17 protein-coding genes and 1 tRNA gene are annotated in these 18,044 nt (G+C 39.6%); 5 read left to right on the top strand and 13 right to left on the bottom strand.

What is annotated here, in order from left to right:
- The first annotated feature begins 319 nt into the window (after nucleotides 1-319).
- On the top strand, nucleotides 320-1,306 hold the full coding sequence (locus ABJG98_RS17015) for a helix-turn-helix domain-containing protein (protein ID WP_348280746.1): 987 nt from the start codon (nucleotides 320-322) through the stop codon (nucleotides 1,304-1,306).
- Nucleotides 1,307-1,399: 93 nt separating this feature from the next.
- On the top strand, nucleotides 1,400-3,025 hold the full coding sequence (locus tag ABJG98_RS17010; RefSeq protein ID WP_348280745.1) for a DUF2147 domain-containing protein: 1,626 nt from the start codon (nucleotides 1,400-1,402) through the stop codon (nucleotides 3,023-3,025).
- Between the two features lie 73 nt (nucleotides 3,026-3,098).
- On the opposite strand, the gene ABJG98_RS17005 is transcribed toward ABJG98_RS17010, so the two are convergent.
- From ABJG98_RS17005 to ABJG98_RS16990, 4 genes are all read right to left on the bottom strand, one after another.
- Nucleotides 3,099-4,298 (bottom strand): MFS transporter, encoded by a 1,200-nt coding sequence (locus ABJG98_RS17005; protein WP_348280744.1) that lies wholly within the window; start codon nucleotides 4,296-4,298, stop codon nucleotides 3,099-3,101.
- A 2-nt stretch (nucleotides 4,299-4,300) separates the two neighbouring features.
- Nucleotides 4,301-4,603 carry a rhodanese-like domain-containing protein gene (locus ABJG98_RS17000; RefSeq protein ID WP_348280743.1) on the bottom strand — a complete coding sequence of 101 codons (303 nt, stop codon included), beginning with the start codon at nucleotides 4,601-4,603 and terminating at the stop codon, nucleotides 4,301-4,303.
- Nucleotides 4,604-4,663: 60 nt separating this feature from the next.
- Nucleotides 4,664-5,248 (bottom strand): Crp/Fnr family transcriptional regulator, encoded by a 585-nt coding sequence (locus ABJG98_RS16995; protein ID WP_348280742.1) that lies wholly within the window; start codon nucleotides 5,246-5,248, stop codon nucleotides 4,664-4,666.
- 695 nt (nucleotides 5,249-5,943) lie between these two features.
- Nucleotides 5,944-6,017, bottom strand: a tRNA-Arg gene (locus ABJG98_RS16990).
- Nucleotides 6,018-6,180: 163 nt separating this feature from the next.
- On the opposite strand from ABJG98_RS16990, the gene ABJG98_RS16985 reads away from it, so the two are divergent.
- Nucleotides 6,181-6,873: an outer membrane beta-barrel protein gene (locus ABJG98_RS16985; protein ID WP_348280741.1), complete on the top strand. Its 693-nt coding sequence runs from the start codon at nucleotides 6,181-6,183 to the stop codon at nucleotides 6,871-6,873.
- Here ABJG98_RS16985 and ABJG98_RS16980 read toward each other — a convergent pair.
- Both ABJG98_RS16980 and rpoN read right to left on the bottom strand, forming a co-directional pair.
- On the bottom strand, nucleotides 6,870-7,472 hold the full coding sequence (locus ABJG98_RS16980) for a hypothetical protein (protein WP_348280740.1): 603 nt from the start codon (nucleotides 7,470-7,472) through the stop codon (nucleotides 6,870-6,872). The genes ABJG98_RS16985 and ABJG98_RS16980 overlap by 4 nt on opposite strands.
- A gap of 8 nt (nucleotides 7,473-7,480) precedes the next feature.
- A complete protein-coding gene (gene rpoN / locus ABJG98_RS16975) occupies nucleotides 7,481-8,917 on the bottom strand; it encodes an RNA polymerase factor sigma-54 (RefSeq protein WP_348280739.1) in 1,437 nt (478 codons plus the stop codon).
- Between the two features lie 66 nt (nucleotides 8,918-8,983).
- On the opposite strand from rpoN, the gene asnS reads away from it, so the two are divergent.
- Entirely contained in the window at nucleotides 8,984-10,435 is a 1,452-nt protein-coding gene (gene asnS, locus ABJG98_RS16970) for an asparagine--tRNA ligase (protein WP_348281177.1), read from the top strand.
- On the opposite strand, the gene ABJG98_RS16965 is transcribed toward asnS, so the two are convergent.
- Nucleotides 10,432-11,733: a hypothetical protein gene (locus tag ABJG98_RS16965; protein WP_348280738.1), complete on the bottom strand. Its 1,302-nt coding sequence runs from the start codon at nucleotides 11,731-11,733 to the stop codon at nucleotides 10,432-10,434. The genes asnS and ABJG98_RS16965 overlap by 4 nt on opposite strands.
- A gap of 72 nt (nucleotides 11,734-11,805) precedes the next feature.
- Between ABJG98_RS16965 and ABJG98_RS16960 the strand changes: the two genes are divergently transcribed.
- Nucleotides 11,806-12,624 (top strand): sterol desaturase family protein, encoded by an 819-nt coding sequence (locus ABJG98_RS16960; protein WP_348280737.1) that lies wholly within the window; start codon nucleotides 11,806-11,808, stop codon nucleotides 12,622-12,624.
- Here ABJG98_RS16960 and ABJG98_RS16955 read toward each other — a convergent pair whose 3' ends face one another.
- The 6 genes from ABJG98_RS16955 to ABJG98_RS16930 all read right to left on the bottom strand — a co-directional run bounded on the left by ABJG98_RS16955 (nucleotide 12,625) and on the right by ABJG98_RS16930 (nucleotide 17,988).
- Entirely contained in the window at nucleotides 12,625-15,276 is a 2,652-nt protein-coding gene (locus tag ABJG98_RS16955; RefSeq protein ID WP_348280736.1) for an FtsX-like permease family protein, read from the bottom strand.
- Nucleotides 15,263-15,595, bottom strand: coding sequence for a helix-turn-helix transcriptional regulator (locus ABJG98_RS16950; RefSeq protein WP_348280735.1), 333 nt, complete (start codon nucleotides 15,593-15,595; stop codon nucleotides 15,263-15,265). The genes ABJG98_RS16955 and ABJG98_RS16950 overlap by 14 nt, the downstream gene beginning before the upstream one ends.
- A gap of 110 nt (nucleotides 15,596-15,705) precedes the next feature.
- Nucleotides 15,706-16,296 (bottom strand): porin family protein, encoded by a 591-nt coding sequence (locus ABJG98_RS16945; RefSeq protein ID WP_348280734.1) that lies wholly within the window; start codon nucleotides 16,294-16,296, stop codon nucleotides 15,706-15,708.
- Nucleotides 16,297-16,385: 89 nt separating this feature from the next.
- Nucleotides 16,386-17,291, bottom strand: a complete 906-nt coding sequence (locus ABJG98_RS16940) for a hypothetical protein (protein WP_348280733.1) — start codon at nucleotides 17,289-17,291, stop codon at nucleotides 16,386-16,388.
- Between the two features lie 11 nt (nucleotides 17,292-17,302).
- Nucleotides 17,303-17,482, bottom strand: coding sequence for a hypothetical protein (locus tag ABJG98_RS16935; protein WP_348280732.1), 180 nt, complete (start codon nucleotides 17,480-17,482; stop codon nucleotides 17,303-17,305).
- A gap of 2 nt (nucleotides 17,483-17,484) precedes the next feature.
- On the bottom strand, nucleotides 17,485-17,988 hold the full coding sequence (locus tag ABJG98_RS16930) for a hypothetical protein (protein ID WP_348280731.1): 504 nt from the start codon (nucleotides 17,986-17,988) through the stop codon (nucleotides 17,485-17,487).
- Nucleotides 17,989-18,044: the final 56 nt, after the last annotated feature.

Below are 18,044 nucleotides of genomic sequence, written 5' to 3'. Positions count from 1 at the left end.
GAATGCACTGCTTATAGGGATAAAAAAATGCCCTTCCTGAAATCAAGAAAGGCATTTTTAAGAAATATTTCGTGAACTCGGAGGAACATGAACCTTCATTATTAACAATCGAATATCAATTAGTTAGAAACGTTCAGCTCAATTTGGTAACCGAATAGGTAGCCTAAGATTTATTTCCAATTGACTTCATTTTCACTTAAACACTTAATTTTTACTCTTTCGTTATAAAAAAATGACTTATCAATCATTTGGGTAGTGAGAAGCACAACAAATCTATCATGAGAAAGAAGAAGGTTTGTATCTTTCTTTAGTGGAAGACATGTACCTAATTATAAATGCGCTCGCTTCTTATAGTTTGTTGATTTCGATTGCTTTGATTTTTCGAAATAGGCAAAGAATTCAGGGCGCTATGGCCATCATGGTTTTCGTGGCTTGCGCGTTTTTGTATCTTATCATTGACTGGGTTTGGGAAACACCTCTGTTTGAATTTCTCGTTCTGGGTCCGCTGATGCTACCTTTTACATTCTGGTACATGGCCAAATCAATGTTTCGAGATCAGAAGCCTTCGAAATGGATAGAATGGACTTTGGTATTGCTCACCGCCGCTACTTATTACGGACTGTATCTTGCTGGACAATTCGACTACACAGATCTTGCTGCGCTTGCCCTTCGCACCCTATCCATTTTTTTTGTTATCCTGGCCATCATTGAAGCTCAGCATGGAAGCAAATCTGATCTTGACGAAAAGCGAATCAAGCTCAGGAAGTACTTTACTTATTTTATTGGGATTATAGTAATTCTAACAGTGGTTTCGGAATTGGGAATGAGTCCCACGGAGCAGGAAGTCCCCAGATTGGTTCAGCGAACTTCTATTCTGATTTTCAATACCCTGTTTATTGGACTAAATTTTAATATTCGCAACACATTATTTGATGCTCCACGAAAAAGCATTGAAATTAAGAATCCAGATATTGTTGAGAAGATACAATCATCCATGTCTGATCTGGAACTTTTTAAAAAAGACAGTCTCACTATTGGTAAGCTCTCCGAGGAAATAGGCCTTCAGGAATACAAGGTTCGGCGCGTTATTAATCAAGAGCTAGGCTATCGAAATTTCATTGGTTTTATCAATTCTTATCGGATCGCTCTGGCATGTGACATGCTTAAAGATCGAAACAAAACAGACCTGACCATTTTGGAAATTGCCTACCATATTGGCTTCAATTCGATTGGCCCATTCAACCGAGCCTTCAAAAGAGCTACTGGGCTAACTCCAACAGAGTTCAGAAAAAGGAACCTTGAGTAAAAATTTATAGCCAATTTCGAAATCGACCAGCATTGGTCAATAGTAGAGAGAATTTGACTTGATCTGTCTCCAGATTAGCTCAAAATTCTCAAAATGGAAATCAATGAATTTGTAAACATCTTTTTGAAAATACTGCCAATAGATTTTTTTCGGTACTTCATCACGGCAAGTCTTGCTTTTGTTCTGTTCTGGAAGCTATTCAAACGGCAACTAAGTCATAAGTTTATCCAAAGTAAATGGCCAACAAATAGAAAACTACTGTACGAGTTTAAATACTCAATGAGTACGGTATTGATTTTTGCTGCAGTTGGAGTGGGAGTAGTTACTTCTATCAAAAACGGGTGGACCATGATGTATGGTGAGATCAGCGATTACGGCTGGATTTACCTTTTTTTTAGTATCGCAGTTATGATTTTGTTCCACGATTTGTATTTCTATTGGACTCACCGATGGATGCACCACCCCAAAATCTTCAAGTATGTGCACTTAGTTCATCACAAGAGTACAAATCCTTCCCCTTGGGCGGCCTATTCGTTTCATCCCATTGAAGCGGTAGTACAGGCACTGGTTTTTCCTATCCTGCTATTTGTACTCCCGATTCATTCTGTTGCAGCTTTGACTTTCCTGATTTACATGATTGTACGAAATGTTTGGGGTCATTTAGGATTCGAATTATTCCCAATAGGATTCACTCGGAATAAGTGGATCGGCTGGCATACAACCACCACACATCACAACCTTCATCACGAGAAGTTCACCTATAATTTCGGGCTCTATTTTACATGGTGGGATAGATGGTTTAAGACGGAGCACCCGGATTACGAAAAGAACTTCGAAAGGATTGCTTCAAGAAAGAAGGAATCAAAAACGGGGAAAGTTCTTACGACCATTATTATGCTCCTGATGTCAAATGCGATTATGGCACAGTCACCTTATGGGAAATGGATGACCTTTGATGAAGCTTCTGGAACACCGCTTTCCATCGTCGAAATTAAATTCGACAATAAAACCAACCATTGGTACGGACAAGTAGATAGTGTACTTCTTCAGTCAAACCAAGGAACAGATCCCATTTGCTCTAATTGTCAAGGACAGCTTTCTGGAGTTAAGATCATTGGTATTGAATTTTTAAACGGGTTCAAAAAAGATGGAGGAGAATGGACTGATGGAAAAATTTTGGACCCCTCCAGTGGCGAAGTATATGATGGAAAAATTTGGTTTGAATCTGGAGGGACACTTAAAGTGCGTGGATTTGGTGGGCCATTAGGGTTATTTTATCGAACCCAAACGTGGAAGAAAAAAGATGCTTCACCCGGTATTGAAGGTCTCTGGAATACGATCGATGACACCTATGATTTAGTAAAATCTATGGTTGAATTGAGAGTAGTTAATGGAGAACTCAAAGGCTATGTCCGGGAAATTTATTTGTTGCCGCATGAAGGAAATTACCCACTTTGTACGCAGTGTAATGGAAAATGGGAAAATAAACCCATTGTAGGTCTGCGCTTCATGGATGGTTTTATCAAATCACAAGATCAATGGGTAAGCGGAACTATACTTGATCCTGGGAACGGACAAACATACAGCTCACGGTTTTGGCTTGAAGGAAACAATAAGTTAATTGTTCGAGGCTATTTCGGCCCCTTTTACCGGACTCAGACTTGGCGAAGATTTGAGTCTGTTGTGGCCGACAAACTTGATAAGAGAACCGTCAATTAAAACAGCACTGTTATCTAATTAACATCATGTTTCGCCCAACACATTCGATATAGACCAATTGACTCCATTAACATTATTCCATCCGTATTTTTATAATCAGGGAAGACAAAAGGGTCACTAGTCCGATGGCTAAAATCGCCGCATCAACACCAAATTGATCCGCAAGGACGCCAGAAACCATCGCACCAATGGCATAACCAAGATCACGCCACAGCCGGAATGTTCCGATGCTTTTTGGCCGCTGATTTGGGTGGGTGTAATCTGCTATTGCTGCCAAAAAAGTAGGATAAACAATCGCTGTACCCATACCTAATAAGATAGACAAGCTTAGAAATTGCCCAAAATCACTGGCATAGGTGAACCCGATAATAGCAAGCCCTTGAAACAACATCCCCCAAAACAAGAGGCCTTTTTTATTGTAGTGATCCGCCAATTTACCAGTGACGAGTTGTCCAATGCCCCATACCATCGGATAGGCTGCCACCATTAATCCTATGACGGTCAATGAAAATCCCTTGGCGAATAACAGTATGGGAAATAACCCCCAGATCATGCCGTCATTGAGATTGTTGACCAATCCCGCTTGCGTGATCGAGCCGAGGTTTTTATTCGCCCAGGTCGTTTCCCAAAACACCTTTTTCAAAAGTGGGATCTCACTGCTTTTTGATTCCAAATCAACATGGTGTGCCGTGTCTTTGATAAATAGCCAGCTTGTCAGTAATCCAGCGAAAGCGAATGCAATGCCGACGTAAAAAGGATATGGGCGTAAACCATATTCTGCTCCAATCCACCCAGTGAGAAATGCCACTAACCCAACCGCCAAATACCCTGCTGATTCGTTGAGCCCCATGGCCAAGCCTCGATTTTTCTCACCTACGAGATCGATTTTCATTACTACTGTGCTGGACCAGGTAAGCCCCTGATTCATGCCTAGCAATACATTAGCGAAAATGATCCAAGGCCAGCTGGGGGCGTAAATGAGTATAAACGGAACTGGTAGACCTATAACCCAGCCAGCAATTAGTAAGTTTTTTCTTCCAAATCGATGAGAAAGGACTCCCGTGAAATAGTTGGTAGTGGCCTTTGTGATACCGAATACAATGATAAAGGAGAGAATGGCTGCCTTGGCTGCCATACCAAAATCGGCCTCCGCGATTTGCGGCAAGAGCGTGCGCTCCATGCCCACCATGCCGCCAACAAACCCATTGACAAGCACCAGCAGCGTAAACTGTTTCCAGTTTTCCTTAAGACCTAGTTGTGCGGATGACTCCATGATCAAGCAGATTGCAATTCAAGCCAAGCAATTGTTCCTCCTTCCAAAAAGGCTGAAGAGAAGCCATGATCTCTAAGTAGGCTAGCCGCTTTTGAAGACCTTCCACCTCCTTTCGTACAGACAGTTATCATTTTAGTGTCTCCTTTCCAAACCTTTAATTCTTCCTCAAGCTCAGGTAATGGAACATTCCTTGCATTTGGCAGATGAGCCTTTTCAAATTCTTGCACCGACCTGACGTCTATGATGATCAGCTTGGTGTCGGAATGAATAAGGTTGCTTAATTCGGTAACTGAAATACTTTGCATAGTTGTCGATTTTACTGCAAAGCTGATCCGTGAAAAATTAAAAACGATTAACAAATGTTACTAAATCAAGGTCGCGCGAATTCGACTTAGACTCACCCTGTTGATACCTAAGTAAGAAGCAATGTGCTTCATAGCGATCCGTTGTACCACCTCTGGTGCTTCCCGCAACAGGTCGTGATAGCGCTCCTCTGCGGTGTGAAACTGAATACTTTCCAATCTATGGACGGTCTCCACATGTGCTGCCTCGAATATTTTTCTAAACAGCCGTTCAATCTCTGGAAACTGGTCGTAAAGATTGAATAATGGTTGCGCTTTTACCGCAATAAATTCTGTATCCTCAAGTGCTTGAATGGCCTTTTTACTGGGCTGTCCTGTAAATAAACTTTCCACTCTCACAATTAGATGATTTTCAAAAGCAAAGCTCTCCGTGATATCATTGGCGTCTTTGAAGTAGTGAATGCGTGCTGCCCCCTTTTTCACCAAGTAGATGGTCTTGCAGGTGTGACCAATGGGTTGTAAGTCTGTATTCTTCTTGATTAGAACTACTGAGGCAATTGGCTCAATCTCTTTTCTCGCCTGGGTGGATAATCTTCCGAATTGGTCAAAATAAGTAAATAAAGGATCAAGATCGCCAGTTGAGGCCATGGTTAAATTTTCGTTTATTTGGCAAATACTAAGCTACTAAAACATTTTTCATAGCTTGTACGTGGTGTGAGACCCACATCGAACATGAGGTTGGATCACTTCATTGTGTGAATGCTGTGATTGCAGGGATGGGCGCAAGAAGTGCTAATCACACTAACCATTGAAAAACCCTTGAACCCTTTTTTGACCTACTCAGTGAGTTAGTGCATCGATTATTGGAAATAGACAATAGTAATAAATCACTTATCGATAGATGCTTACTCAAAATCACACTTTGCCAGGATCTTACCAAAACACTCAGACACCTTTACTTTCAGGCTTCACTTGAAACAGTGGAGCAACAAATACATTTCTTCAAAACAATAAAGCCAAGGTTCGTTTCTGAGCTTCACTTCAATCTGGAAGTACTCAATTATTATAAAGTGAGCCGGAGAGGAAGTAAGAGACTGAATGTATGTTGCATAATTGAATTGAATAAAATTGAACTTTTTTGAACGTTTCGGTAGGGATTGAAGGTTCATATCCCTTTATAAATATACTCAAAAGCATCAAAATACCTCATTTTGACATTATAGAGGTAACCGAATTGGTCACCAATTATATGAAAATACTTAGATAGTTTGAGAAGGTTGGGCAATAAAAAACCCCTCATACATTTAATATGAGGGGTTATGAACAAATTGATGTTCTAAAAGTGAACTCGGAGGGATTCGAACCCCCAATCTCCTGGGCCGTAACCAGGTGCATTATCCAGTTGTGCTACGAGTCCGTTGGGAGCGCAAAACTAACAATTATGCTTTAAAATTTTCGTTACTGCTCCATGATTCTATCTTTGCCGAAATTTTTCTTATTCAGGCTTTGAATCATTTAACATTCATTAAGAAAGGAAAAACTGAAAAAGCCTCTTCTTTGCAGGAAACATGATAAAAAATATGAAATACGTTTACGGAGTACTACTTACCATTTTAGTATTAAGTGCAAGTGCACAAGATGGGTTGAAGCGACCTGATATTCCAGGGGAGCTTATGGTTGACATTGGATTCAATGTGTGGTCATCTATGCCTGGTGCTCTAGAAAAAAGAACATGGTCATCAAAATCTATTGCTTTATACTATACTAAACGAAAGGCTTTCAGCAGTAAATTATCATTGAACTACGGCGTAGGCTTCGGTTTAGAAAAAATGAGTCTTGGAGATTCTTCGACCTTGTTTAGCAACTTAATGGTAAATGACACATTGCAATCAGTTTTTATAGGACCCAACACGCAAAACTATGATAAGAATAAGCTAGCTACGACTTATCTGGATTTTCCCGTTGAATTCAGATTTCATCCAATGGGTACAGAAGATGGAGAGGGGCTGTTTTTGGGTATTGGAGGTATTGTTGGACTTAGACTCAACGCACACACCAAGTGGAAATATGACAATAATGGAGAAACTGTTCGACAGAAAGTTTCGGGTAAATTCAACCTCAATTCATTTAGGTATGGGTATCAAGTTAGATTGGGCTTCAGAGGAGTACATGTGTTTTATAAGCGATTTGTCTCGCCAGTATTCAAAGATACATTCGAGGATGGTTTCAATCCTGTAATGACAACAGTCGGAATTAACGTGACTGGATTCTAAAAAATTATCAATATGATCAGGAAGCTATATGCAAACCCAAGTATGGCTCCTGACCATACTTCTTGTGGTTTATGATAGCCTAAGTACAGTCTACTCGAGGCTGTAAGACCAGCAGCAATAATTAGTGCGTAAAAGTACCAGCCAATATTTACACCCATAGTTATGGTAAGCGCGCTTACGAAACCAAATCCACTGCATATTGCTGCAGTATGAATGCTTATTTTAAACCAAGTGGTAATGATTAGCAGCAAAATAATCAGCGCTGAAACACCAATCATCACTGCCATAAAAACAGGACCCATTTCTAACTTATCAGCAAATAGGTATGAGGAAGCAGCATAATAAAATGCAATAAAAATGAAAGGCCTTATTCTTTCGCTTCGCTTGGTGAGTTCCAGGTTGGATATAAATGAGAACGTTCGAAGGAGAAAAATGCTCAAAGCGGGCATCAGACAAGTGGTGATAAAGATCACCAAAATGAACTGTGGAATAGCTTGAGGCACCACCCGCGGAAATAGTTCAGGGGACTTAACAAAAAGAACATAGCTCAAATATGTGGCCATGAGTAACGGGTGGAATGCCACCGAAACGATCTTCATTAGTACTCTCAAAGCTCTTTTCTGAGGCGTGCCACAGGTATATTTAGTTGCTCCCTATATTTTGCCACAGTTCTTCTTGCAATGTTGTAGCCACACTCCTTTAGTGCTTTTTCAAGTTTTTCATCCGAGAGAGGTTTCGATTTATCTTCCTCGTCAATGAAGGATTTAAGTTTATTCTTTACTTCACGGCTGCTCACATCCTCACCAGAGTCAGTAGAGATTCCTTCAGAAAAGAAATATTTAAGAGGAAATACACCAAACTCAGTTTGTACAGCTTTGCTACTTGCAACACGTGATACCGTCGAAATATCCATGTTGATTCGCTCAGCTATATCTTTCAAGATCATCGGCTTCAACTTACTCTCATCGCCTTCCAGAAAATAGTCGTACTGAAAATCAATGATAGCTTGCATTGTATTCAATAAAGTTTGCTGCCGCTGACGAATTGCATCAATAAACCATTTTGCTGAGTCAAGTTTTTGCTTGATAAATGAAACGGTCTCTTTTAGTTTTTTGTCTTTTTTATTACTCTTATCATACGTTTGAAGCATTTCGGAATATGAGCGACTCACCTTAAGCTGTGGAGCGTTGCGAGAGTTTAAAGAAAGTTCCAGCTTATCATCATTATTAACCAAAATAAAGTCTGGTATAACATACTGAGTCTTAGCTACATCATCGCCAGTTCCACCTGGTTTAGGATTTAACTTGGTAATGAGGTAGATAGCTTCTCTTAGGAGGTTCTCATCGTCAAGACTGAGCTTTCGCGCGATCTTATCGTAGTGTTTTTTTGAAAATTCATTGAAACATGAGTCAACTATTCGTTTGGCAATTTGAACGGTCTCACTATCCTCATCTTTTCGATCCAACTGAAGTGATAGACATTCCTGTAAATTTCTGGCTCCAATACCCGCAGGATCAAAATTTTGAATTTTATAAAGAAGATCTTCAAGCTCTTCCTCATCAGTTTCTACTCCTTGAGAAAATGCAAGATCATTTACTATAGCTTCAAGCTCCCTTCTGATATATCCATCAGAATCAATACTTCCGATTAATTGACGACCAAGGACTTTTTGCCTATCATCGAGTTTTAAATAACCTAGTTGAGAAATTAAATGCTCATGCAGACTCTTACCAACAGAAATAGGTGATTCTTTGTCCTCCTCATCAGGATTCCGCCCATCGCCCTGCATCTTATATCCTGCATAATCATCTTGAAGATAATCTTCAATACCCTCGGTAGCACTCTCATACTCGTCATCAAAATCTTCTGACTGTTCATCAGCTTCCTTTTCTTCCTTGCCTTCTTCTAGCGCAGGGTTGACCTCCAACTCTTCTTCTACACGCGCCTCCAGCTCAGCTGTGGGCACTTGTAAGAGCTTAATAAACTGAATCTGTTGTGGAGACAGCTTTTGTTGAAGCGATTGTGTTAGAGAGAGTTTTTGCATTTTCTAAGTCCTAATATGTCAAAAATATCACATTCGTTACTTTTGCGGCGCAAATATTTAACGATGGTGGACAAAATTAGAAGAACAAAAATCAGGCAAATTCTTAACGATGGGAAATCGGGAGAAGAATTTTGTGTAAAAGGTTGGGTGCGAACGAAGCGCGAAAGCAAAAATATTGCGTTTGTAGCGTTGAATGATGGCTCTACCATTAACAATTTACAATTGATTCTGGATGTATCAAATGTGGATGAACAAATTTTAAGAAATGTAACTACCGGTGCGAGCATTTCTGTTTTTGGAAAATTGACAGAATCTCAAGGGGCAGGTCAGTCAGTTGAGCTTCTGGTAGAAAATATTGAAGTGTTGGGAGCGGCTCACCCAGATGAATATCCGTTACAACCAAAAAGACATTCACTTGAATTTCTGAGAGAGATTGCTCATCTAAGACCAAGAACAAACACCTTTGGAGCAATTTTACGGGTGAGACATGAAATGGCTTATGCCCTTCATACATTCTTTCATCAGAAAGGCTTCTTGAATTTACACACACCAATATTAACAGCTTCTGACGCTGAAGGAGCAGGGGAAACTTTTAGAGTTACTACGCTGGACCTCAACAATGTCCCTAAAACAGAAGATGGAGAAGTAGACTACAAGCAAGATTTTTTTGAAAAGGAAACTAATCTGACTGTATCGGGGCAACTTGAAGGAGAACTAGCAGCTTTGGCAGTCTCAGAGATATACACCTTCGGGCCAACCTTCAGAGCGGAAAATAGCAATACGACCAGGCATTTAGCTGAATTCTGGATGGTAGAGCCTGAGATGGCTTTCTATGATTTGGATGATACGATGGATCTGGCAGAGGAAATGCTCCGATATGTGGTAAAGCATGCGATCGAGAACTGTCAAGACGATTTAGCGTTTTTGAACAAGCGTGCGGAGGATGAGGAAAAGACTAAGCCTCAGAATCTGAGAAGTGAAATGTCATTATTAGAAAGACTAAAGTTTGTCTCTGAGAATGATTTTGAGCGAGTCTCTTATACAGATGCTATAGAGATTTTGAAAAGATCTAAACCCAATCAGAAAAAGAAGTTTCAGTTTTTAATTGAAGAATGGGGAGCAGACCTACAGTCTGAGCACGAACGCTTTCTTGTAGAGAAGCATTTCAAAAAACCTGTTATTCTTTATAACTATCCGAAAGGTATCAAGGCTTTTTACATGCGTCAAAATGATGACCTTAAGACAGTAGCGGCAATGGATGTACTTTTCCCTGGAATCGGTGAAATAGTCGGCGGATCGCAACGTGAGGAGCGTCAGGATAACCTCGAGACACGTATGGATGAGATGAATATCCCAAAAGAAGAGTTATCATGGTATCTTGATACCCGGAGATTTGGTACGGTTCCACATAGCGGGTATGGTTTAGGGTTTGAACGAATGATTCAATTTGTTACTGGAATGGCCAATATCAGAGACGTGATTCCTTTCCCAAGGACTCCAGGAAACTGCGAATTTTAGTTGTAATACATTTCAATTAATTCCTTGAATCGAGGGTCTTCATACAGGCCCTCGAAATCAGGCTCTCGAAACACGGATTCCTTTTTAATTTTCCCCGATTTGAGAGCGGCTTCCAGATGTTTCAGCGCTTGAGGTGTGTCCCTTTCTACTGCGAATACCCTGGCTTTAAGCCAATGACCATATATCGGGAATCCAGATACAGATTCCCAAATTGTAATTCCGACAAGGGCTTTCTTAGTAAATCCTTGAGATTTCATCTGAAGCGATGTTTCATAGCATGCAGCACTCATGTAATTGAGCAACCTATCTATCATCATTTTTTCCTGAATATTTTCGGATTTAGCTCTTTGAGTTTTTAGTTTTTCTGCTCGTCTGGTCACCCAGTTAATACTTGGATTGTTAAGACTACTAAGGTCAAAAGCGGAGTTTATTGAATCTGATATTATTTTTTTAAGAAGTTGTTCCCTTTTGATAACTTTTGATTCTTCTTTCAATGTTTTTTTTACTTGCTTAGAATCAGTGATGACAAAAGTTTCATTTTTGAGTAACTGATCCAGAGCAATAATATCGGAGAGCGGAATTGAATCACGTTCAGCAATTATTTTAGCTTTTACAGCTTCTTGAAATTTTATCGAATCGCCCTCCATCCATAGCAGTGCAATTCGCAAGTCAATTGGATCTGCCCATTTATGGGTGAAATTGCTAATGAGCAACAAATTATCCATCTCCAGAGTATTCATTTGAGATTGAAAAATTTTATGCTCCAGATAATTCATGTCACGAGCCCCAACCAACCCAGCGTATTTGAAATCTTTTTTCTTTAAGACCATATATGCAGGTACGGCAGGTTGTGCGGCCCCCACACCAATTACTCCATATGCCGCCTTTGAAATAACTGCTATTGATAAGGCCAATCTCGAGCCACCGGAAAAGCCACTTAGGATTACCCTATCGAAATCTATCGAAAGCCTTTTTTCTGTATCTAAAAAAAGTGCATCTGCCGCCTTAAAGCTATTGTCGTAGCTGCCGTTTCTCGAGTTATGAGTACAAGCAAGTATGTATCCGAGCTCCTCGGCAACTTTAGCATAAAGTACAACTGGCAGAGAGCCCCTTGCAGCGGGCTCAAAAAAGTATATAATGGGCCATTTTTTATCTGCAGTATAGTTTGATGGTAGATATACTGCATACGATTGACTTTTATCGTGCTCAGATGCTACTGTATCTATTACTTGACCAGGAGTTTGTGCTATTAGCGTTGAACACATCACAATGAATAGGGTTAAGATGATTGCTTTCATGCCATCACAACAATTAAAATCTATGTGAACCTGAATTTTCAAACAAAAAGTGCTTAGTGTATTTTTACTAGTATGGAGGACTTTGTTGGAATTTTTGAGGATTTACCTGCAATTCAAAAATTAATGTGGGTGATAGCATGTTTGCTTTTTGTATGGATATTAGAAGCAGCCATTCCATTAGTCCATCACAACTACAAAAAATGGAGACATGATGGCATCAACTTGGTGTTTTTCTCCTTTTCATTAATTATCAATGTGATGGTTGGATTAGCCACTGTCGGGGTTTTCTTTTGGATTAGTGAATCTAATATTGGACTCCTTCAACTAGTAGATCTTCCGTTTATAGTGGAGCTCCTACTAGCTGTGATGGCATTAGATTTTATCGCTCAATATGTGGTGCACTATATGCTACATCGTGTCAAGTGGATGTGGAAATTTCACATGGTACATCATAGTGATACCAAAGTAGACGCAACTACCGGCACAAGACACCATCCGGGTGACTATCTGCTGCGAGAGTGTTTTGCTATTGCAACGGTAATAATTTTCGGAATTCCTGTATCATTCTATGTGTTCTACCGAATTTGCACCGTTTTCTTTACCTACACTTCTCACGCCAATATTTCATTACCGAACTGGCTGGACAAGCCGCTGAGCTATATATTCATCACGCCAAATGTCCACAAGTTTCACCATCATTTCGAGCGTCCATGGACGGATACCAACTTCGGGAATATCTTCTCCCTTTGGGATCGGATCTTTGGAACTTACGTGTATGATAATCCACTTAAAATAAAATATGGATTGGATGTGACAGACGAAACCAAAGATGAAAGCATCAAGTACCAGCTTGGCTTGCCATTAAACAAAACCATCAAAACCGATTATTAGTTACTCGCATTTTAGCGTATCCACAGGATTAATGTATGAGGCCTTGAGCGCATGATAAGCAACAGTGATTGACGAAATCAAAAAGGTTAGAATTCCAGCGATGATGAACGGCCAAACTTGAATATCAATTCTAAAAGCAAACCCCTCAAGCCATTGATTCAATGAATAGTATGAAAGAGGAATAGCGACCAAAAAGGCTATACCGATTAGAAGCATAAACTCTCTGGAAAGTAGCACCATAATCTGCGAAGTGTTAATCCCCAACACCTTCCTGACTCCGATCTCTTTTGTGCGCTGTTCCACACTAAAGGTAGCAAGTCCAAACAGACCAAGACAGGCTACTAGTATTGCCAATCCAGAAAAAATAAGTGTGATATCGCTGAGTTTTTGCTCCGTCTTGTATGAGTCGTTAATGCGATCATCAAGAAAGAAGAAATCAAATGGTCGTTCAGGAAGTACTGATACCCACGCCTTTTCCAGATCCGTAATTGCATCTTGCATCTGGTTTCCCTCAATTTTTACTGCAACGTATTTTATGAATAGATTAAATGCTCCCGGATGGCTATTCAAAGTAATGACCAATGGTGCGATCGGGTAGTGCTTAGAAGCAAAGTTGTAATCTTCTACTACTCCAACGACTCTTCCTTTCATTTCTCCACGATAGTTGAATCGTTTACCGATGGCTTCTTCGGAACTTTTCCAGCCCATTGTCTCAACCATTGTTTCATTGATTATGAGTGCTAATGAGTCGTCAGTTTGAATGGTTTGATCATATGCACGCCCTGCAGCGATAGGAATATTCATTGTTGCAATAAAATCATGCCTCACATTGAATCGTGGGAAAGGTTTGGATTGTTCCATGCCTTCAAACTGATAGTTTCCAACCTGGAACTTTGAACCAACTATTTCTTCAACTGCCGTCATTGAAATAATGTGCGGACTCTGTAAAGCAGATGTTTTAAAATTTTCATAATGATTGCCCATTGGTGATTGGATCACCGGGACCATTACGATGTTTTCATCATCAAAACCTGATTCCTGGTTTTGCAGAAAATTGAGTTGTCTCAATACAATGAAGGTACCTATGATCAGCATGATAGAAATGACAAATTGGGAAGTCACCAATATCTTTCTGAAATTCATACCACTGGTCTTAAGGTGACTGCCTTTCAAAACCGATACAGTTTTGAATGACGATAGAACGAAAGCAGGATAGAAGCCAGAAAGCAGCCCTATAGCCAAGCCCGATCCTATAATTCCAAAAAAGAATGTGGGTTCTAGGAGTATAGAAATAGGTACTGATTTTTCCGTCAGTACATTGAAGGCTGGGAGGATGAGCATGACAATAAGCACTCCGATAATTAGAGCGGTGAATGTTAATAAGACTGACTCGAAAATGAATTGCTTAATCAGCTGGGCTTTATCACTACCCAAAGATTTTCGAACACCTACTTCCTTAGCTCTTTTGTTTGCCCTGGCAGTGCTTAGATTGATGAAATTGATAGCTGCTATGATAAGAACAAATACTGCAACAAGACCAAATATATAGACATTTTTAATGTCGCTATTAGCTGCAATTTCATAATCCAACTTACTTTTAAGATGGATATCTTCTATTGGCTGAAGCTGAAGTTCAATATCATCTTTGATGAAATCCGGGAAGTACTTTTGCACAAAATCTGGAAAAAGTCCAGCTAAATCTTCTGCTCTTGTGTTTTCCTCCAAGACAATATAGGTCCAGCATGGATTCCAATACCAGGTAGTAGGATATCCTCCTCCGAAGTTTGTTTTAAGGCTGGAAAAAGACACAATAAAGTCAATTGTGAAATGAGCATTTTTTGGAACGTCCTCAAGAACTCCTGTAACCATTAGATTCTGATTCCCTTGAAATTCAAGAGTTTTACCCATAGGATCTTCACCGATAAAATATTTTTTTGCCATTGAGCGAGTAATTAAAATAGAGTTTGGCTCGTTCAAGGCGGTTTCTTTATCTCCTGCTAATAATTCAAAATCGAAAACATTGAAAAATGTAGAGTCTGCAAAAAAGATATTTGATTCGTTAAAGCCTTTGTCTGCTGCTTTATTGGCGAGCGCTAGTGAAGGTGATTGGAAATTGAAAAACCGTACCGAATGTTCGACTTGTCTGCTAAAATCATTTTTTAATGCCGGTCCAGTTGGGAAGGGAAGGCTGGCTGAGTGTTCACCTACTCCTTCACTCTCAAATTTTTCCAGAACCCGATAAATACGATCAGATTTAGAATGAAATTTATCGTAACTAAGCTCATCATTAATATAGATGAATATCAGAATGGTACATGCCAGCCCTATTGCCAATCCGCTGATGTTGAGTGCCGAATAAACTTTTTGTTTGATGAAGTTTCTATAAGTGACTTTAAAGTAGTTTTTGAACATGGCTATTTGAGTTGAATTTTGACTTTTCTTTTTAAATGCAAATGGTCGACAAAGTCCGACTATGTCAATTAAGAAGAGTATATCTACTTTCCATTTACTCATGGTTTCGAGGCGCTCTTTATAAAGCTCATACACATCTCCTCTTAGTATTTCCAGGTGATCTTCATGACAAAACCAACTGAGGAATTTGTCCGGCCACTTGGGGGGAATCCCAGACTTTACATTGTCACTTCCCTGCATAACTTATTTTGGGTAGCGTGTGATACAATGAAGATCTTAATTCATACGATTGATCTAGAGCTTTTCTGCCAAATGCGGTGATTTGATAGAATCGTTTTCTTCTTCCACCTCTCTCTGCAGTGGCTCCACCTTCATGCGACGTAATAAATCCTTTCTTCTCCAATCTATTGAGAGCGGAGTGCAATGCCCCGATGCTGGGGTTTCTTTTGGTTTTTTCTTTTAGCTCTGCTTTGATTGAAATACTGTAGGCATTGTCATGAAGTGAGCCGACTACAAGCAGGACCAATTCTTCAAATTCACCAAGCTGTGTATGCTTCATAGATGATGATACGAAAGAAATTTATATTAGTTTCCTAATCGTATAACAAATTATGAAAAGAAAAGCCCATCCTTGAGATAGGACGGGCATTGGATGCGTAATGTCAAATGCTAGAAGTCTAGCGCAACATATAGCTGGAGCACAGAATTCTTTGCCGCTTCACCTGCAAATGAACCTGACTTGCCTATTTCTCTTAATCCATAGTTATATCTTAGACCGACCTGACTGGCGTCAAAGTCAATACCAATACCACCAGAGAGCCCATAGTCAAACGTATTGAAATCGTCTCTGTCCAACGAAGTTACTCCATTGACAGATCCATCAGAATTCACATCTTTTACATTAGCTCCTACCAAAAAAGCAGCATACGGACCAGCATGGAAATTGAAATTCCCAACATGACCAACAAACAAGATCGGAAGCTCAATATAGTTTAAGTTGAATCTGTATTTCCCACTACCCAAAGCTCCGCTATATACTACTTCCGCACCTTTACTCGTATATGTCAGTTCCGTTTGGAAAGTACCATCGATATTCTGATGCCATAAACCAAGATTGAGTCCTATTTTCATATTTTCGTTGCTCACATCATCAATGTAAAGATTTGAAAAGTTTGCTCCTCCTTTGATACCACTACGCTGTGCCATCAATAGGCCAGAGGTAAGAAATAGTATGCTTAATAATAGTGCTTTAGTTTTCATGATTTTATGTTTTAGTTTCCTGAAAATTTCTTTTTAAAGAAGGGTCCGCAGAACGCGAACCCTTGAGTCACCACAACCCATAACTGATCCTAGCTTTTTACAGCCACAACCAGGTATTTTGATACTTCCCAGAATTTGTCTGGGTTCTTAATGTCTATGTACTTGATTACGTTACCTTCTTTTACTATTTCATAAGACTCTGAAGGGTGTTCTGTAATCAGGTCTACTTTTTGAGCATCTACAATTACCCTATTAGTAGTTCGAATATCGATTTCACTGAATTTTTCTTTTGATGCATCAGGATCTAGCTCATTGGTTTTGCCAAACCATAGGAATCCTCCTTCTTTAGAGACAAGTCCATCTTCTACAAGTGACTTTTCAGAACCAATAGCAAAAAATGCTTTGTTAAGCTCTTCTTGTTGCATATTGATTTTGGCCATTTGCGTATCCAAAGTAGCTTCCTGAGTATCTACTCTATATTCAAGTGATTTAATGTCTGCTGTCATTTCTTCTATTGCAACATCTTTCTTCTTCAGCTCTTCACGTAGAGCAGCAATTGAGATTTTGCGTTCTTTTAGTTCATTTGAAAGCTGATTTACGCGGTTTTTGAACGAGTTGAGATTGATGTTAGTGTTATCAAGTTTTGCCACTAATCGCGCTACAGTTTCATTGGTCTGAATAATAAGACTATCAATCTTACCCATGTCATTCACCATTTGCTGCTTGTCAGCTTTAGTGAAATCTTTGTTGGTGCTGACATCTGCGATAAGATTTTCGCGCTGCTTAATTCTCTCAATTTTATTCTCAACGCCGTACATGATATCTATGATTTCATTGTAAGCTGAATCGCGTTCCTGTAGTTCTTCTTCAAGCTGAATGGATTGTACTAGGAGCTCTTTTTTTTCTTCTTGCATGCCAGTAAAGGCAATTGCAATTGCTATTGTGATGGTCAGACCAATCACGACAGCAAGTATGTTTTTTGTTTGCGTTTTCATAATGATTTAGTTTAAATTTTTACTTGTTCTATTAATGATTGGATCCACCTTTTAAGAATTGTCAATCTGAATATGACTGGCACATGTTCTTCGTAGGCATCTCCATAAGATTTGATATGAGCCATGCAGCACACTGCAATTCCCATCAGGATGTAGATAAGTCCTACTATTTCTGCGATTGATATTTCCATGATTAAAATGTTACTTTAATACTCAATCCCGGGTCCAGTGCGATAAATGCGTTTCCGTCTGTTGCAACCTCAAAAAATGGCTTGAAATCAAGACTTACTGCGATTGGTACTTCTTGTATTTTATATTCAATACCGAAGATTCCATCAATTCCCAAGCCTACTTCAGAAGTTTCACGTCTATAGAGACCGTCATTTTTTACCACATCTGATTGTGTGGCAACATGACCACCGATACCGTAATACCAATTGAGTCCTGGTTCTGAAAAAGCGGGTGCGTATCGTTCTACCAATAGCGTGGCAGAGAAGGCATTTGGATAAAACCCAACAATTCCTTCTAGCGCTGTATTTGATTTAGTAAAATGCTTAACTGCTAAACCTGATGTTCCTAATCCTCGTACTCCAATAGCCGTTTTGTATGAAGTACCTGTTTGCAGCTGCTGTCCTAAAATGGGCGTTGACAGTAGAGCAGTCATCGAAAGGATTGCTATTGATTTCAGTATTCTCATAGTCGTAATTTTTAATTCGACTAGAGATACCCAATTGGCGTGCCTTTTATCTATTC

The organism is Ekhidna sp. (assembly GCF_039960695.1).
Classification (GTDB): Bacteria; Bacteroidota; Bacteroidia; order Cytophagales; family Cyclobacteriaceae; genus Ekhidna.
This window is presented reverse-complemented; position numbering and strand designations above follow the sequence as displayed.

Bases quoted from the DNA above. Each gene is read 5' to 3' on its own strand.
- ABJG98_RS16985 (WP_348280741.1), top strand. From the start codon at position 6,181: ATGAAATACGTTTACGGAGTACTACTTACCATTTTAGTATTAAGTGCA.
- ABJG98_RS16955 (WP_348280736.1), bottom strand. From the start codon at position 15,276: ATGCAGGGAAGTGACAATGTAAAGTCTGGGATTCCCCCCAAGTGGCCG.
- ABJG98_RS16965 (WP_348280738.1), bottom strand. From the start codon at position 11,733: ATGAAAGCAATCATCTTAACCCTATTCATTGTGATGTGTTCAACGCTA.
- ABJG98_RS16940 (WP_348280733.1), bottom strand. From the start codon at position 17,291: ATGAAAACGCAAACAAAAAACATACTTGCTGTCGTGATTGGTCTGACC.
- rpoN (WP_348280739.1), bottom strand. From the start codon at position 8,917: ATGCAAAAACTCTCTCTAACACAATCGCTTCAACAAAAGCTGTCTCCA.
- ABJG98_RS16980 (WP_348280740.1), bottom strand. From the start codon at position 7,472: ATGAAGATCGTTTCGGTGGCATTCCACCCGTTACTCATGGCCACATAT.
- ABJG98_RS16950 (WP_348280735.1), bottom strand. From the start codon at position 15,595: ATGAAGCATACACAGCTTGGTGAATTTGAAGAATTGGTCCTGCTTGTA.
- ABJG98_RS16935 (WP_348280732.1), bottom strand. From the start codon at position 17,482: ATGGAAATATCAATCGCAGAAATAGTAGGACTTATCTACATCCTGATG.
- ABJG98_RS16930 (WP_348280731.1), bottom strand. From the start codon at position 17,988: ATGAGAATACTGAAATCAATAGCAATCCTTTCGATGACTGCTCTACTG.
- ABJG98_RS16945 (WP_348280734.1), bottom strand. From the start codon at position 16,296: ATGAAAACTAAAGCACTATTATTAAGCATACTATTTCTTACCTCTGGC.
- ABJG98_RS17005 (WP_348280744.1), bottom strand. From the start codon at position 4,298: ATGGAGTCATCCGCACAACTAGGTCTTAAGGAAAACTGGAAACAGTTT.
- ABJG98_RS17010 (WP_348280745.1), top strand. From the start codon at position 1,400: ATGGAAATCAATGAATTTGTAAACATCTTTTTGAAAATACTGCCAATA.
- ABJG98_RS16995 (WP_348280742.1), bottom strand. From the start codon at position 5,248: ATGGCCTCAACTGGCGATCTTGATCCTTTATTTACTTATTTTGACCAA.
- ABJG98_RS16960 (WP_348280737.1), top strand. From the start codon at position 11,806: ATGGAGGACTTTGTTGGAATTTTTGAGGATTTACCTGCAATTCAAAAA.
- ABJG98_RS17015 (WP_348280746.1), top strand. From the start codon at position 320: ATGTACCTAATTATAAATGCGCTCGCTTCTTATAGTTTGTTGATTTCG.
- ABJG98_RS17000 (WP_348280743.1), bottom strand. From the start codon at position 4,603: ATGCAAAGTATTTCAGTTACCGAATTAAGCAACCTTATTCATTCCGAC.